Origin of the sequence: Chitinophaga oryzae, assembly GCF_012516375.2 — a bacterium.
In the GTDB taxonomy this organism is placed as follows: Bacteria; Bacteroidota; Bacteroidia; order Chitinophagales; family Chitinophagaceae; genus Chitinophaga; species Chitinophaga oryzae.
On record NZ_CP051204.2, the window covers coordinates 7,992,342 to 8,008,503 of the forward strand.

Here is a 16,162-nt window from a genome sequence, read left to right on the forward strand (position 1 = left end):
CAGGGTCACAATGGATTATTTCAGGGATAAACAACCATGAACCGTTTGGCACCGATTCGCCACGGGGGCTGCCACCAGCGAGGGTAATGGACCTCGGGGCAGGCAGGCTGCCACGGTTATCGAACTTTACGGGCTCAATGGATGACGGGGCCACAACAGATGATCCGGGTTACCGCGGCCGCTACCGGCAGGCTTTTCCTGACAGTAACTGCCTGTTCCGACGGACGGGCTTACGCAGGCAAGTCAACGTAAAAACCCGGCGGCCGCGGACAATGGATGAATCAGGGTTAAACACAACTACAATGGCCAGGGCATAAATAGGGTTTTGAGGTTAACAAACGGGGGCAAACAAACTGGATTCAATCAACGGGATTTGTAAAAAATGGAACTAACAAACAAGGATATTTCACGGGTTAAAGGGACAATGGACAAGGGTTTCACAAACATCCGGATGAAAAAACGGGGTTTTCAATCAAGATGGCTCAGAAAGATGTAGCTGCCAGGCATAATAAGCCGTACTGTAACTAAGATCATCGGTCAGGCCGGCTTTCACGCGGGCAGCTTCCTCTTCCAGGTCTATTTCAATAAATCCAAGGTATAGGTCATATTTGTTGCGCAGTGTCTGCAGGCACTCCTCCATTTTCTCCGCAAGCGCTGCGCGCATCGGCGGTACCGGAGGCGTCACCGGCATAGCCACCACTTTTTGAATAAAATAGCAGGCATCATCCGCACAGATCTCCCATTCATGGTGTTCCGGCCTGCTCATGTAAAAGAGCATGTTATCAAAAACCACTGCACTTCCCAGCTCTACCTCTATGTCAATCAGTTCCGGGATGTGGTGCATCGTTTCCAACTTCCTCACAATGGTCATTTGTACGGCATCATTTTTTTCATGGCTGTACCTTAACATTGTATTCATTACTTCATAAGTAGTTACAAGATCACAAGGATACCACACGCCATCCTGCTGCACATGACCCCATAATGTCAGATAGTTGGAATCGTCCATAATGATCTGGCCCACTGAAATGGCCTGCATTTGCATAGTTGCTGTTGATGTATGTGCTTTACTCATAACTATCAGCTTTTGATAACAATACAAAGCTACCGGCTCCTCACGCAAGGGATTTGCGTAGTGACAACAACGTGTGAAATTTTTTTTATCATCTCCCCCTGAAGCCCGGAAATGCGTATTTTTAAGCCAAAATTTTACGCTTGTGCCAAAGAACAAGGACGCAGTTTCGCGCTATCGCTGGATAGACGAGCGTTTGCGCAACAAAAGGCTGCCCAAACCCACCCTGGAAAACCTGATAGAATATGTATCGGACAAAATGGATGCGGTGATCTCTACCCGCACTATTCAGAAAGATATTCAGGACATGCGCCAGGACCCGGAGCTCAACTATATGGCGCCTATCGTATATGACCGTAGCAGCCGCACGTACCGTTATGCGGATGATTCCTTCTCCATCAGCAATATCCCTATTGAGGAAGCTGACCTGCAGGGGCTGGAAATCGCTATCGGCATACTCGAGCAGTTCCGCAGCCTGCCCGTTGTGCAACAGTTTGAAGACGCTATCCTCAAAATAGCCGCGAGCCTCAAAATGAACCGGGAAGCCCTGCAACACAAAGGGCTCATCAAATTCACCCGCACCACCCAATACAAGGGCGCCCAGTTTATCCCCGATATAGTAGACGCCATCAAAAACCTGGAAGTGATCCGCATCGCCTACCAGAGCTTTGACCGTAACGAACCGAAGGAACACTGGGTGGAACCTTACCACCTGCGGGAATACCAGCACCGCTTTTACCTTATCGGCAAAAGCCAGCAGACCAGGGGCGGGGCAGTCATCACCTTCGCACTGGACAGGGTGGTGAACCTGTGGCCCACCATGAAACATTTTGATGAAAAGAATTTTGACGACGCCAGCTACTTCCAGCATGCGATCGGTATCACCGTGCATGATGGCGAACCGGAAAAAGTGGTGCTGTCCTTCTCCCCCAGACAGGGAAAATATATCAAGTCGCAGCCGATCCATTCCTCCCAGCAGGTGCTGGCAGACAATAGTAAGGAATGCCGTATAGCCCTGCAGGTAGTAATCAATCCTGAACTGACCATGCTGCTGCTGAGTTATGGCGCCCAGGTAAAAGTACTGGAGCCACAGCACCTGGCGGATAAACTGGCTTCAGAAGCCAAAGAAATGATAAAACTGTATAAATAACGCAGCGCCGGGGCATCCGCCCCGGCCTCCTGCTCTCCTTATTTAGCGGCAGGCTTCTCAAAAAGGGAATCTGCCATTGGCTGGTTTACCTCTACCCTGTTCACGCGGATCTTCACATTATTGTCAGCCGTCGTTTGCTCCACCTGTGCGGGATAAGCATAGCCATCCACCGTTTTCCGGTAATCAGACAAGCGCGTTATCAGCTCTGCTTTGTGCCCTTTGATATCGATCTCGTTCGTCGCCTTCACCAGGTAAAAAGTGTTGGCGTCCAGGTATGCAAAACCATTTAGTCCTTCGGCAGTGGTCACTTTCAGCTTATATACCTCTCCGCCGTCCAGCGTCTCTTTACCTGCCAGCTCCACCTTTTTACCTTTGCCTGCGATATCAAACAGCTCCCCGGTAACATCCAGCTGCGGCTGCATCAGCTTGCGAACGGCGGGATCTATCTCCTCCACGTTCTGGTTGGTGGTCACCGGCATATATTGCCAGCCGGCATCCTTGCGCACTACCTGTATATTTTTGGTATTTTGGATGTCAAACTCCATCCGCATCGCCTGGTCCTGTTTCACCCACTTTCTGACAGGGACTTTCAGGCCCTGCTGGGCGTTCAGCGTCATCTCCCCTTCCGTATATTGTGTTTTGATGGCTTTCAGCTTATCGGTCCCACCCAAAGCAGCAGTGTATTTGTCCAGTATCTCGTTCACTGTCTGGGCCTGCAGGCTGATGCTGCCTATCACCATCCCTGCTGCCAGTGAAAACATCTTTGCATATCTCATAAACACGGTCTTTTTTTTGAATGGACAAGGGCACCAAAAAACGTACCTCCTTTTGCAGCTTCCGCAACGCAAACGCTGAAAATGCCGGCTATTCCTTAGCTTTACGGCATGAACAGTTATCAGATCTCAGGCAATATTGTAGACATCCTGCAACAGGAAATTTACCCGGCCACGCTGCATATTGCGGACGGCCGCATCCGGCAGATCGTCCGTAACACCAACGACTATCCGCATTTTATCCTCCCGGGCTTTACAGACGCCCACGTACATATAGAAAGCTCCATGCTGATCCCTTCGGAATTCGCCCGCCTCGCAGTCGTGCATGGCACCGTATCTACGGTTAGCGATCCTCACGAAATAGCCAACGTAATGGGTGTGAAAGGCGTGCAGTTCATGCTGGACAATGGCAGGAAAGTACCCTTTAAATTTAACTTCGGCGCGCCGTCCTGCGTGCCCGCCACCGTCTTCGAAACAGCCGGGGCCACCGTAGACGTGGCCGATATCGATCAGCTGCTGCAACGCGACGATATCAAATACCTGGCTGAAATGATGAACTTCCCCGGCGTACTGCACCAGGACCCCGACGTGATGGCCAAAATAGCAGCCGCCAAAAAGTATAACAAACCGGTAGACGGCCACGCACCGGGGCTTCGCGGCGAAGCGGCGCAAGCCTATATCGCCGCAGGCATCAGCACTGACCACGAATGTTTTACCCTGGAAGAAGGCAAGGAAAAAATTGACTACGGCATGCATGTGCTGATCCGCGAAGGCAGCGCCGCCAAAAACTTCGAAGCCCTGATCCCCCTGCTGCACGATCACCCGGAAAAAATCATGTTCTGCAGTGATGACAAGCATCCGGACAACCTCGTGGAAGGACATATCAACCAGCTGGTAAAACGGGCGCTTGGCCACGGCATCGATCTGTTTAAGGTATTGCGTGCCGCCTGCATCAACCCGGTGCTGCACTACCGGCTGGACACAGGCCTGCTGCGGGAAAACGATCCGGCAGATTTTATCATTGCCGGCGATCTCAAAGCCTTTCCTATCCTCGCAACATATATCAATGGTATTAAAGTAGCCGAAAACGGTAAAACGCTGATCCAGCCGGTAGATACTCCTGCAGTGAACAACTTCGTGTGCCGACCGTCAGCGCCGGCTGATTTCAGGGTGGCTGCCGCCGGCCCTGCCGCGACTGTCAAAGTAATGGAAGCTATGGACGGACAGCTGATCACCAACGCCCTGCAGGCCACGCTGCCGGTACAGGACGGGCATATCGCCTGCGATACGCAACAGGATGTCATTAAGCTGGTGGTTGTGAACCGTTACCGGCAGGCCCCGCCGGCGATTGCCTTTATCCGCGGCTTTGGCCTGCAGCGCGGCGCTATTGCCTCTTCTGTGGCACACGACAGCCATAATATTATCGCCGCCGGTGTCGACGACGCCAGCATCTGCGCTGCTATCAACGGTGTGATCGCTCATCAGGGCGGTATCAGCCTGGCAGAGCAACAGGACGCGCAGGTACTGCCACTGCCCGTCGCCGGGCTCATGAGCAACCTCGACGGCTATACGATCGCTGAACAGTACAGCCGCTTCGACCAGGCGGCCAAACTATTGGGTGCTACGCTCGCCTCACCCTACATGACCTTATCTTTCATGGCACTGTTGGTGATCCCGCATCTGAAGCTCAGTGACCTGGGCCTGTTTGACGGCGACAAATTTGCCTTTACACCGGTAGAAGCATAACGCCAGTTCTATATCTCCCGAAAAAACGGCGGCAGATCCAAAGGTCTGCCGCCGTTAATATTATATGGTCCGTCGTTTTATTGGCTGATCCAGAGTGCGCCATTGATAGAATCCTGCTTTGCTCCTGTTACAGAAGAAAGCACATTCACCTCCTGCCTCCATCTTAAAGCGCCTATCAGTGCCATGACCAGCGCTTCCTTAAACGCTACGGTCAGTTCGTCGGGCACTTCCACATCAATGCCGAGCGGGGTCAGTTGCTGGCGGATCGTCTCCACCAGGAAAGTATTGAAAGCACCGCCACCGGTCACCAGCAGTTTAGCAGGACCTTCCGGCATGGTAGCTTTCAGCTGGCCCGCCGCCTGCGCGATCTGTGCGGCGATGTGTTCTGTGTAAGTCCGCAGTTTGCCCTGAACGGATATACGCAGTCCGTTGACCATGGGAAGCACGGTATCTGTACCAAAATCATTGGCCAGTGATTTAGGCCATGGTTGCCGGTAGTAAGGCAATGCGTTCAGTTGCGCCAGCAAACCGGTATCGGTCACGCCGCCGGCCGCCAGTGCGCCGCCTTCATCATAGGGTTTATTAAGCTGCAGGGCCAGCTCGTTGAGCACCCGGTTGGCCGGGCAGATGTCGAATGCCGCGAAACCATCCGGCAGTTGCGCGGAGATATTGGCAATACCGCCCAGGTTAAGCCAGAACTGATAACCGCCCAACAGGTATTTCTCCCCGATAGGCACTATAGGCGCTCCCTGTCCGCCCAGCGCTACGTCTACTGCGCGCAGGTCGGTGATCACCGGCAGCCTGGTTACCGCCGCCATGGCTGCGCCGTCTCCCAGCTGGGCCGTCATTTGCTGACCGGGCAGGTGGAAAGTCGTATGTCCGTGGGATGCTATAAAATGTACTTTATGGTCCAGTTCATTTCTCTCGATGAAAGACAGGATACGCTGGCCGGCATAATGCCCGTAGGCTGTGTGCAGCAGCAGGTATTCCTTTGCAGGCAAAGTGGTGGCCGCGGCCAGTTTCTCCACCCATTCCGGTTCGTAAGGCAGGCTTTCCGAAGCCTTGATGACATAAGTCCATTGTCCCCTGATTTCCGTCAGCTCGGCAAAAACGATATCCAGTCCGTCCAACGAGCTGCCGGACATGGTACCTATTACATTGTATACCATTCAACTAAAATTTTGGCAAAGGTAGGGTTTCCCTTCCGGTAATTTTTTTTAACCGGTTTATGGAATCGATGATATCCCCTGCATCATGCCGGCAGAAAACACCCATATTATGCAAAAATACCTCTCCCTGCTGTTGTTGAGTTGTCTGCTGGTGATGCAGGCGACCGCGCAGATGCGCACCATTACAGGTCGTGTCCAGGACAAAAAGACCCATGCCGCTATCAGCGGTGCTATCGTCAGCCTCAAAAAAGGTGGTAAAGCCATCACCCACAGCGATCAGAAAGGCCGGTTTACCCTGAACGTCCCCAACGGCCCGTTAACCCTTGAAGCCATAGCCACGGATTATGAAACCACCACTGTACAAATTACTGCCGGCCTCTCATCCATTGTCATCAACATGCAATCCGTCCTACATCCTGTTAACGCCAAAGATGACAGGTTGCTGGAAGAAGTGATCACTACCGGTTATGTGCATAAGGCCCCGGAGCCGTTGTCAGAACCGTCTTCCACGCCGGTAGCGTCACCGATGACATACGCGCTGCAGGGTAAAGTAGCCGGCGTAGCTGTTAACTACGGCAATACAAAGCGCCGTGCGCCGGCAAACCATTTTAATACGGAAGACTACAGCGCCATCACGGAAAACATCTTTCATACCGCTACCGACCAGCCGTTGAGCACTTTCAGCATTGATGTGGACAGGGCTTCCTACAGCAATGTGCGCCGTTTCCTGAACCAGGGCGTTCAGCCTCCGCAGGACGCAGTACGTATAGAGGAGATGATCAATTATTTCGACTATAACTATAAATCACCCACCGGAAAAGATCCTGTAGCCATTTATACCGATATGGCCGTATGCCCGTGGAATACCAGTCACCAGCTGGTCCGCATTGCCATCAAAGGCAAAGACGTGGATGCCCGTGAGCTGCCGCCTTCCAACCTGGTGTTCCTGCTCGATGTGTCCGGCTCTATGGACGAAGAGAACAAACTGCCCCTGGTAAAACGCGCTTTCGCGGCGCTCGTACAGCAATTGCGCCCGGAAGACCGGGTAGCCGTGGTGGTGTATGCCGGTGCTGCCGGCGTGGTATTGCCTTCTACCAGCGGCAATGAGAAAAAGAAAATCCTGGAGGCCATGGAATCCCTGCAGGCAGGTGGTTCCACTGCCGGGGGCGAGGGCATACAGCTGGCCTACAAGATAGCGGCCGAGCACCGCAGCGCCAACAGCAACAACCGTATCATCCTGGCCACCGACGGAGATTTTAATGTCGGCGCTTCCTCTGACGGGGAGCTGCAACGGCTCATCGAAAAAGAAAGGCAGCAGGGTATCTTCCTGTCGGTGCTGGGCTTCGGCATGGGCAACTACAAAGACAACAAGCTGGAACTGCTGGCCGACAAAGGCAATGGCAACTACGCCTACATCGATAATTTCGAAGAGGCCCGCCGTACCTTTGTGACCGAATTCGGCGGTACGTTGTTCACCGTCGCTAAGGATGTGAAGCTGCAGGTGGAATTCAACCCCGCTTTCGTGCAGTCGTACCGGTTAGTCGGCTATGAAAACCGGTTACTGAATAATGAAGATTTCAACAACGACAAAAAAGACGCCGGTGATATGGGCGTGGGGCATACCGTGACCGCCCTGTATGAAATCATTTCCGCCACTGACAAGGCCGGCAAGGGCGTTAACTGGGTAGATCCGCTGAAATACCAGCAGAACACCGTTGTGGGCCATCTTCCGGAAGTGCTGACCGTAAAGTTGCGCTATAAGCAACCTCAGGAAAACACGAGCAAGCTGATGGAACAGGTGTTGCCCTACAACCGGCAGCAGATCACCGAGGCCCCTGAAGACTTCCGGATGGCCACCGCCGCGGCGGCTTTCGGGCAGCTGTTGCGTAATTCTGCCTTTAAAGGCACTATCACCTACAACGATGTGCTGCAACTGGCATCTTCCGCCAAAGGGCAGGATAAAGAAGGGTACCGGGCGGAGTTTATTCAGCTGGTGAAAAAAGCGCAGCTGGTCAGCAAGGATCAGGAATAGGTTACATATATTTTCGGTAATTTGCCGCTTCAAAGCGAAGCAGATATATGATAATCAATTTAAGTGAAACAAATTCGCTGGTAGGTGAATGGCTAAGCGAGATCCGGAATGTGGAAGTACAGCAGGACCGTATGCGCTTCCGGCGTAATATGGAAAGGCTGGGGGAAGTAGCCGCCTACGAAATCAGCAAAACACTGGATTATGTGGAGAAAGAAGTGACCACGCCTATGGGTATCGCCAATTGCCGGGTGCTGAAAACACAGCCGGTGCTGGCTACTATTCTGCGGGCAGGGCTGGCGCTCCATCAGGGTTTGCTGCATTATTTCGATAAGGCCGACCATGCATTTATTTCCGCTTATCGTAAACACAACCACGACGGCTCTTTCGATATCAGCCTGGAATATGTGAGCAGTCCTTCCATTGAAGGACAGGTGCTGATCCTTTCCGATCCGATGCTGGCTACGGGTTCTTCCCTGGTAAAAACCATCGAGCACCTGGAGGAAATCGGCAAACCCAGTCACATTCACCTGGTAGTGGCCATTGCCTGCACCGTGGGTATCGAATATGTGCTGCGCAATACCAAAGCCAATATTACCATCTGGGCTGGAGATATTGATGATGAACTGACCGCCAAAGGCTATATTGTACCGGGTCTGGGCGATGCCGGAGATCTGGCTTTTGGAAATAAATTACAACAATAATCCCGGCGCGGCGTTTAATAAAAGGAATTTTCTGAATACAGCTTACGGATTTGGCGATTTAAATAATGGAAGTATATCACACGATTTTACACCATTATTTAAATTGTTAAATCCGTAAATTTATTATACGCGACAGGATTTTCATTCCGTATTAATATTTTTACACATGGATTTAATTTGAAATATAACATATTTGGTGTACCTTCACCCTTACTGCATAAACCCTATGCTTTAAGCTTATCATATGAAAAGAGCTTTATTACTATTCTTGACCATATTCTTCTATTTAAATCCACTGCGGGCACAAGACCCGCACTTTTCGCAGTTTTTTGCGTCTCCGCTCACCCTTAACCCGGCTTTTACAGGTTTATTTTCAGGCGATTACCGTATTTCGGGCAACTACCGTTCGCAATGGCGCAGCATCTCTACGCCCTTTGTGACCGGCACCGCTGCCATTGATTTCGGTATCCTGAAAAACGTCATCTCCTACACGGACATCTGGGGAGTGGGCCTGATGGCCATGTACGACAGAAGCGGTGGCGGCGCCCTTACTTCTACCTACCTGTCGGCCAGCACCGCCTATCATAAAGGGCTGGACCCGGAAGGCAACCATACCATCGCCATTGGTTTACAGGGAACGCTGGTACAGAAGAGGATAGACAACACCAAACTGCAGTTCGAAAACCAGATGGACAACAACGGGTATAACCCGCTGATTCCCAGCAACGAAACACTGGTCAACCCGAAAATATCCTACTTCGATCCCAATATCGGCATCCTGTACAACGGGCTGATCGGAGAATCGTCCAACATCTACCTGGGCGCTTCCTATTATCATATTACCCAACCGGTAGAATCTTTCATGGACCAGACCCAGAACCGCCTCAGCTACCGCTGGACCGTTCACGGCGGCGGCTCTGTACCGGTCAACGGGAAAGACCGTTTTCACACCAGTATCCTGTACATGAAGCAAAGCACCGCCTCTGAATTTACCTTCGGCGGCGCCTATGGTTTTACACTCAGCGAAATAGACGAGAACAACCCAACCGTACTGTTCCTCGGCAGCTGGTACCGCATGAAAGACGCTATCATACCTTATGTAGGCATGCAGATCAAAGGCTTCCAGGTAGGTATGACCTACGATACCAACGTATCCAGCCTGCGTCCTGCCTCCAATGCCCGCGGCGGCCTGGAGATCTCCCTGATCTACATCCATACCCGGAACGAGAACAACAAGTATAAAACCTTGTGTCCCCGTTTCTGACACCGTGTCTGTCACCTGATCATATATCAAAACCGTGTTGCTTAGGCTGCACGGTTTTTTTTATCATGAGCCACACAAAATCAGCGATTTCAGTAAATCCTGGCCGGATTTGAAATATTTTTGCCTTAGTTTCGTTCATCATCAAAATTTTCTGTCACCAAAAAAATCTCAGGCGTTGTTGTTTTCATTCAGAGAAGTACTGTCGGCCATTCAATCATATGGAAAAGCCCATCAGTTCATTATGCAACATAAGTTGTGGAAGTGGATCCTGATACCCGGCATCATTTACTGTTTACTGTTTTTCACCGGCTTTTATTTTGTCTGGGGCTATTCAGGTGATTTTGTGGAATACCTGACCAGACTGCTGCATATCACCGAATGGGTACAGGACCTGGAGAGCAGCTGGCTGAGCTTCCTGTTTATCCTGGTGGCCTTCTCTGTCCGCATCGTTTTTGTGTTCTGGTACTTTTCCTATTTCAAATACCTTTTTCTCATTGTAGCCTCCCCCGTTTTCTCCTACCTGTCGGAGAAAACAGAAGCTATTCTCGAGTACCGTGAGTTTCCCTTCAGCTGGGCACAGCTGGGGCAGGACATCTGGCGCGGCATCCGGATGTCTTTCCGCAACATCATATACCAGACGGGCGCCATCCTGATATTACTGGTGGTATCCTTTATCCCCGTGGTAGGATGGATCACACCCATGATCGGCTTTTTTATCGAAGCTTATTTCTATGGCTTTTCCATGATGGACTACAGCTGCGAACGCCACCGCCTTTCTATGGCACAGAGCATACAGTTTATCCGCCAGCACCGCGGAATGGCGCTGGGCAACGGCATGGTGTTTTACATCTTCATGCTGGTACCGGTAGTAGGCTGGATGCTGGCTCCCTCCTACGCCGTGATCGCCGCCACCATCGATTTACAACATAAAAAACTGATATAACCATGAGTGCTACAGGCAAAGTGTACCTGATCCCCACTGTGTTGAGCGCTGACGCCCTGTTCAGCATTCCTGCCTATATAACTACGATCGCACAGCAGTTGCGCGTGTTCTATGTAGAAAATGAGCGGACTGCCCGTCGCTACCTGAAAGCGCTGGACAGAAACATCAATATCGATGAACTGCAGTTGCTGCCGATGCATGAAAACCAGCCACCAGACATAGCCCTGGCGAAGAAACATCTACTGGCAGGTACCGATATCGGCGTATTAAGCGAGGCGGGATGCCCTGCTATCGCAGACCCGGGCCACCTCGTTGTGCAGGCTGCCCACAGCATCGATGCCCGCGTGGTCCCCATGGTAGGCCCCAACTCTATGCTGCTGGCCCTGATGGCTTCCGGCATGAACGGCCAGAACTTCCAGTTTACCGGCTACCTGCCCATCAAAGCCCCGGAGAGAGGCAAAGCGCTGCGCCAGCTGGAAGACGAATCCGAACGAAAAAAACAAACACAGTTGTTCATAGAAACACCTTACCGTAACAATCAACTGCTGAAAGACATACTGGACCACTGTAAAGATCATACCCGGCTGTGCGTGGCCGTTGATATCACCGGACCGGAAGAATACATCAAAACAAAAACTATCAAAGAATGGCGCAAAGCATTGCCGGACCTGCATAAGCGGCCGGCGATATTTTTACTCCACGCCTAAAGCAATTACGGAATTACGAATTACGAATTGAGGGCTTCCTTATGGAAAGGTTATTTAGTAACCGCTCCATAAGGAAGCCCTCAATTCGTAATTCGTAATTCGTAATTTATGGAAGATCTCTGCCGGAAGCGTCTCTGACACTGATAACACTATCCACGATAAACGGGCTGTAGCCGCGCCATGGCAATGCGCCGAGGTATTCTTTGTAGTGCAGCTCCACGGTTTTGCCGCTGGCAGTCATCAGTTGCTGCGCAACACGCTCGTCCGCTACGGAGAACTGGAATTCATTGGACTGAATGGTCCCCGCGGTACGGCCTTTGTAACCGGACTGGATGAGTTTCCCTTCATAGGTTTTGAAGACATAGCCCTTTTCCACGAAGTAGTTGAGTTCACCCGCCTTTACGCCTCTGCCGAAGACGAAGTAAAACTTGTACAGGAAAATGCCGCCCAGTACCAGGACAATGATAGTAATGATAATAAAAATAAACCGGCCCATGTGAATAGTTTAGTAAACGTTATGATCAAAAGTAAAGATCCACGAGATAAATCAGACCGGCCATACCAAAGGCGCCCAGTTCCAGTTCGCGTTTATTCACTGCTTCAAACACATCGTTGGCCGCGTGATGAATATCAAAATAACGCTGGCTGTCAGGAGAAAGTTCAACCATGGGGGTTCCCAGTGCTGCGTGCAGCTGTCCAACGTCGGTGCCGCCGCCTTCTCCTTCCAGGTCATACAGTCCGTAGGGCTCCAGCAGGGGCTTCCAGCTGATCATTTTCGCTTTTTTCTCCGGCTCCATGGTGGAAGTGAAGCCTCTTGGCGTAAAGCCACCGGCGTCGCTTTCCAGTGCCAGTATGTGTTTTTCATTACGTTCCTTTGCCAGCTCCGCGTATTTTTTAGCGCCACGGGTGCCGTTTTCCTCGTTGGCAAACAGCACTACGCGCAGGGTGCGGGCGGGTTTGATGCCCAGTGCCTTGAAAGTGCGCAGCACTTCGATGGACTGCACACAGCCGGCGCCGTCGTCATGCGCGCCTTCGCAGACATCCCAGGAATCGAGATGGCCGCCTACCGTGATGTACTGGTCTGGGGTTTTACTGCCGCGGACCTCGCCGATCACGTTATGACCAACAACATCTTCCAGCATCTCGCAGGTGGTGCGGAGGAATACTTTGGCGGAATTGTCTCTTTTCAGCCGGGCGCTCAGGCGGTCGGCATCCTGCAGGCCAATCGCTACGGCCGGTATTTTCGGATATTTCGGGTCATACGCCATTGCGCCGGTATGCGGGAAATTATTGGCCCCATGGGACATGGAGCGTACAATCACCGCTACAGCGCCGTATCTGGCTGCCTTGCTGGCGCCCTGACCTCTGAACTTCACGGCATCACCATAAGAATAAAAAGTCTTGATGAATTCCGGTTTGAAGTGGTAATTATAAAACACGATCTTGCCCTTTACCTGGTCTTTTTTCGCTTCCAGGTCTTCAAAAGAGGACACTTCCACGACAGGGGCCGTAACACCGGCTTTGCCGGTGCCTACGGAATTGCCGAGGGCGAGGATATTTAATGGCGGCACGAAATCACGCAGCTTTGAGACGATGCGGGCTTCTTCTTTTTCACCCCGTACCCAGTGCGGCACCATACATTCCTGCAGGTAAACCGTATCTGCCCCGGCGGCTTTCAGGGCTTTTACGCCCCACTGTTCGGCCTTTACCATCTGAGGAGAGCCTGCCAGCCTGCCGCCGATGGTCTTTGTCAGTACGCGGAGGTTTTCATAAGCAGTGCTGTTTCTCAGGATTTCGTCGGCCATCTGTCTTAAAACGAGGGAGTCTGACTGCTGAGCCCTGGTTACTGCCGGTAACAGGCAGGTCAACAGCATTGGCAAAAGGCGTTTTCTCATATAAGCGGCTAAATTTTGCAATAAAACTAATTAATTGGCAGGGTTCTTACAAATAACAAATAAATGGTTTAGCGGTTTCCGCTAATTCGAATTTCAGCGTTACCTTCGTTACGCAAAGTAATCTGGTCGCTGGCACACATTATCAGGGCTTTATTACTTGTCGCTTTCCGTTCGTTAAAATAAAGATCATGCGCATAGGAATAGTATGTTATCCGACATACGGAGGTAGTGGCGTGCTGGCCACCGAGCTGGGCAAGGCCCTGGCAGACAAAGGCCATATGGTACACTTCATTACCTACCAACAGCCCGTGAGGCTCAATGCTTTTCACGCCAACATATACTACCATGAGGTACAGGTACCGACCTATCCTCTTTTCGATTTTCCGCCTTATGAGTCTGCCCTCAGCAGCACCATGGTGGACGTTATCCTGAACCAGAAGCTGGACCTGCTCCACGTACACTATGCCATCCCTCACGCTTCTACTGCGTACATGGCTAAACAGATCGTTAGCAAGCAGGGCCGGGTAGTGCCCTTTATCACCACCCTGCACGGTACAGACATCACCCTCGTAGGCAAAGACAAGACTTACGCCCCGGTGGTAACTTTCTCCATCAATGAATCAGACGCTATTACAGCCGTATCTGAAAATCTGCGGGACGAAACCTATAAGTATTTCCAGATAGAGAAAGATATCTCCGTGATCTACAACTTCGTAGATACCCAGCGGTTCAGCCGCCGCGAGATGCCTCATTTCCGCAATGCCATTGCGCCTAACGGCGAGAAAATATTGCTGCACGTATCCAACTTCCGTAAAGTGAAAAGGGTGCCCGATGTGGTAAAGGTATTTGCAAAAGTAAGACAGGAAGTGCCTTCCAAGCTGCTGCTGGTGGGCGACGGTCCTGACAGGCCTACTATCGAATGCCTGTGCCGCGAGCTGGGTATCTGTGAAGATGTGCGGTTTGTGGGTAAGCAGGAACAACTGGAAGACGTGATGTCTATCAGCGATCTTTTCCTCCTTCCTTCCGACTATGAGAGCTTTGGCCTGGCTGCCCTGGAAGCCATGGCAGCGCAGGTCCCGGTCATTTCTTCGAATGCCGGCGGTTTACCGGAGATCAATATTCCCGGTCAAACCGGCTATATGAGCGATGTGGGAGATGTGGACGGTATGGCCGCCCATGCCATTAAGCTACTGCAGGACGACGCCTTGCTGGCTAAACTGCGGAAAGGCGCACTGGCGCAGGCGCAACGTTTCCATATTGACAATATCATTCCGAAATACGAAGCATTGTACGAGCAGGTACTGCAACAGCAGGCGCAGTTACTCTAACGGCTGCGTATCCATCGTTCGGGGTTCTGCTGTACCATGTTGCGATAGATCTGTAATTCTATCTCTCCGTTACCCGCCAGTGCGCTGGCGGCGGCAGCGCCCAGCACATGGCCGCGTTTCACGGACATGCCTTTTCTGACATTTACATCTACCAGCCTGACATAGTTGGTAAAATATCTTCCATGGCGTAGGGTAACCATATACCCTGCGCCCGGAACACTGAATACCATTATCACTTCTCCATCGAAGATCGCTTTCACCGCAGCGCCTTTTGCCGTAGCGATCACGATGCCATTGTGTTCCACTTCTACTTTTCCGACGGTACTGGTACCAAAGCGGCCGGTGATCCTTCCGGCGTCAACGGGCCATGGGAGCCTTCCCCGGTTGGCTTCAAAGTCGCGGGACAACGATAACGCTTCCGGCGTGGCGGCCAGCACGTCTTCTTTCGCCGCCGGTGCAGCCTCTTCTTCTTCGCTGTCGGCCACCGGTTTGGGGGGCGGCGGCGGTTTACGGCCGGCCTTTTTAGCGGCGGCGATAGCACGTTTGCGTGCCGCTTCCTGCTCTGCCCTGCGTTTTGCTGCTTTGGCCGCAGCGGCGCGTTTACGGGCGGCAGCAGCAGCCAGCTCCCTTTTGCGGGCAGCTTCTATTTCCCGGCGAATAGCATCCTGGATGGCACGGTCTACCTGCCTGGCTTCTGCGCGGCTTTTCTGGATATTCTGCTGTAATTCTTTCTCCTGTTGCTGCAGTTGCACGATGGTCTGATCGGTTTCTTTTTTATCCGCGATCAGTGCTCCTCTTTGTTTTTGTTCGGAGTACAGGACGCCGGCTTTCCGGGTACGTTCCTGTTCGAGGTTTTCCAGCTTCTGCGCCAGCAGTACTTTGGTAGATAACAGGCTTTCTGCCTGCCGGCGGCGGTTCTCCCTATACTGCCGCAGGTACTGGTACCGGCGCAGGGCGTCGTTAAAGCTGGTGGCGGAAAAGAGGAAGTTGAGCACATCGTACTCCCGTTTGGTTTTATAGGCATATACTACCAGTTGGGCATAACGGGCGCGCAGCGAGTCCACTTCTTTTTCCAGCGTTTGTACGTTATCGTTAGTACTGCTGATGGCGCCGTCCAGCTGGTTGATTTCTATGTTGATGTTTTTGATCTGTGCGTTACGGCTGTCTATTTTCTGCTGCAGCTCCCGCTGCAGTCCGAGGTTTTGTTTGGTGGACCTGCGGGTATTTTGCAAGGCGCGGGTGGCCTCCTGTATTTCTTTCTGTAGTTCCTTTTTACGGCTTTCCAGCGCCGCACGCGATGTTTTGTTACCGCGCTGTGCATACAGCACGCCCGGTAACAGCCAGCAAGCTATTAAAATTGGGATTAGTTTTTTCAAAAAGGA

General features: G+C 51.8%; 14 protein-coding genes. 8 read left to right on the forward strand and 6 right to left on the reverse strand.

Features of this window, described 5'->3' with window-relative positions:
* Positions 1-472: 472 nt before the first annotated feature.
* Positions 473-1,075: a hypothetical protein gene (locus HF324_RS31635; protein WP_168807625.1), complete on the reverse strand. Its 603-nt coding sequence runs from the start codon at positions 1,073-1,075 to the stop codon at positions 473-475.
* 142 nt (positions 1,076-1,217) lie between these two features.
* Between HF324_RS31635 and HF324_RS31640 the strand changes: the two genes are divergently transcribed.
* The gene (locus tag HF324_RS31640; RefSeq protein ID WP_168807626.1) at positions 1,218-2,222 is read left to right on the forward strand and encodes a helix-turn-helix transcriptional regulator; all 1,005 of its coding nucleotides are present in this window, start codon (positions 1,218-1,220) and stop codon (positions 2,220-2,222) included.
* A gap of 38 nt (positions 2,223-2,260) precedes the next feature.
* On the opposite strand, the gene HF324_RS31645 is transcribed toward HF324_RS31640, so the two are convergent.
* Positions 2,261-2,998 (reverse strand): LolA family protein, encoded by a 738-nt coding sequence (locus tag HF324_RS31645; protein WP_168861612.1) that lies wholly within the window; start codon positions 2,996-2,998, stop codon positions 2,261-2,263.
* 108 nt (positions 2,999-3,106) lie between these two features.
* Between HF324_RS31645 and ade the strand changes: the two genes are divergently transcribed.
* Positions 3,107-4,741, forward strand: a complete 1,635-nt coding sequence (gene ade, locus HF324_RS31650) for an adenine deaminase (RefSeq protein ID WP_168861613.1) — start codon at positions 3,107-3,109, stop codon at positions 4,739-4,741.
* A 77-nt stretch (positions 4,742-4,818) separates the two neighbouring features.
* Here the strand turns inward: ade and HF324_RS31655 are convergent, their stop codons facing one another.
* Positions 4,819-5,910: an anhydro-N-acetylmuramic acid kinase gene (locus HF324_RS31655; protein WP_168807631.1), complete on the reverse strand. Its 1,092-nt coding sequence runs from the start codon at positions 5,908-5,910 to the stop codon at positions 4,819-4,821.
* 109 nt (positions 5,911-6,019) lie between these two features.
* Between HF324_RS31655 and HF324_RS31660 the strand changes: the two genes are divergently transcribed.
* The 5 genes from HF324_RS31660 (at position 6,020) to HF324_RS31680 (ending at position 11,557) form a co-directional block, all read left to right on the forward strand.
* A complete protein-coding gene (locus HF324_RS31660) occupies positions 6,020-7,942 on the forward strand; it encodes a vWA domain-containing protein (protein ID WP_168861614.1) in 1,923 nt (640 codons plus the stop codon).
* Between the two features lie 47 nt (positions 7,943-7,989).
* Positions 7,990-8,643 carry a uracil phosphoribosyltransferase gene (gene upp / locus HF324_RS31665; protein ID WP_168807634.1) on the forward strand — a complete coding sequence of 218 codons (654 nt, stop codon included), beginning with the start codon at positions 7,990-7,992 and terminating at the stop codon, positions 8,641-8,643.
* Positions 8,644-8,887: 244 nt separating this feature from the next.
* Entirely contained in the window at positions 8,888-9,907 is a 1,020-nt protein-coding gene (locus HF324_RS31670; RefSeq protein ID WP_168807636.1) for a PorP/SprF family type IX secretion system membrane protein, read from the forward strand.
* Positions 9,908-10,148: 241 nt separating this feature from the next.
* Positions 10,149-10,850, forward strand: a complete 702-nt coding sequence (locus HF324_RS31675; protein ID WP_246269340.1) for an EI24 domain-containing protein — start codon at positions 10,149-10,151, stop codon at positions 10,848-10,850.
* Positions 10,851-10,852: 2 nt separating this feature from the next.
* A complete protein-coding gene (locus HF324_RS31680) occupies positions 10,853-11,557 on the forward strand; it encodes an SAM-dependent methyltransferase (protein ID WP_168807640.1) in 705 nt (234 codons plus the stop codon).
* 106 nt (positions 11,558-11,663) lie between these two features.
* Here HF324_RS31680 and HF324_RS31685 read toward each other — a convergent pair whose 3' ends face one another.
* Positions 11,664-12,053, reverse strand: a complete 390-nt coding sequence (locus HF324_RS31685) for a hypothetical protein (protein ID WP_168807642.1) — start codon at positions 12,051-12,053, stop codon at positions 11,664-11,666.
* Between the two features lie 25 nt (positions 12,054-12,078).
* The gene (locus tag HF324_RS31690; protein WP_168861615.1) at positions 12,079-13,452 is read right to left on the reverse strand and encodes a M20/M25/M40 family metallo-hydrolase; all 1,374 of its coding nucleotides are present in this window, start codon (positions 13,450-13,452) and stop codon (positions 12,079-12,081) included.
* A gap of 188 nt (positions 13,453-13,640) precedes the next feature.
* Here HF324_RS31690 and bshA point away from each other — a divergent pair, with 188 nt between their 5' ends.
* Complete coding sequence (bshA, locus tag HF324_RS31695; RefSeq protein ID WP_168807646.1) at positions 13,641-14,780, forward strand: N-acetyl-alpha-D-glucosaminyl L-malate synthase BshA; 1,140 nt, start codon at positions 13,641-13,643, stop codon at positions 14,778-14,780.
* Here bshA and HF324_RS31700 read toward each other — a convergent pair.
* Positions 14,777-16,156, reverse strand: coding sequence for a murein hydrolase activator EnvC family protein (locus tag HF324_RS31700; protein WP_168807648.1), 1,380 nt, complete (start codon positions 16,154-16,156; stop codon positions 14,777-14,779). The genes bshA and HF324_RS31700 overlap by 4 nt on opposite strands.
* Positions 16,157-16,162 lie beyond the last annotated feature (6 nt).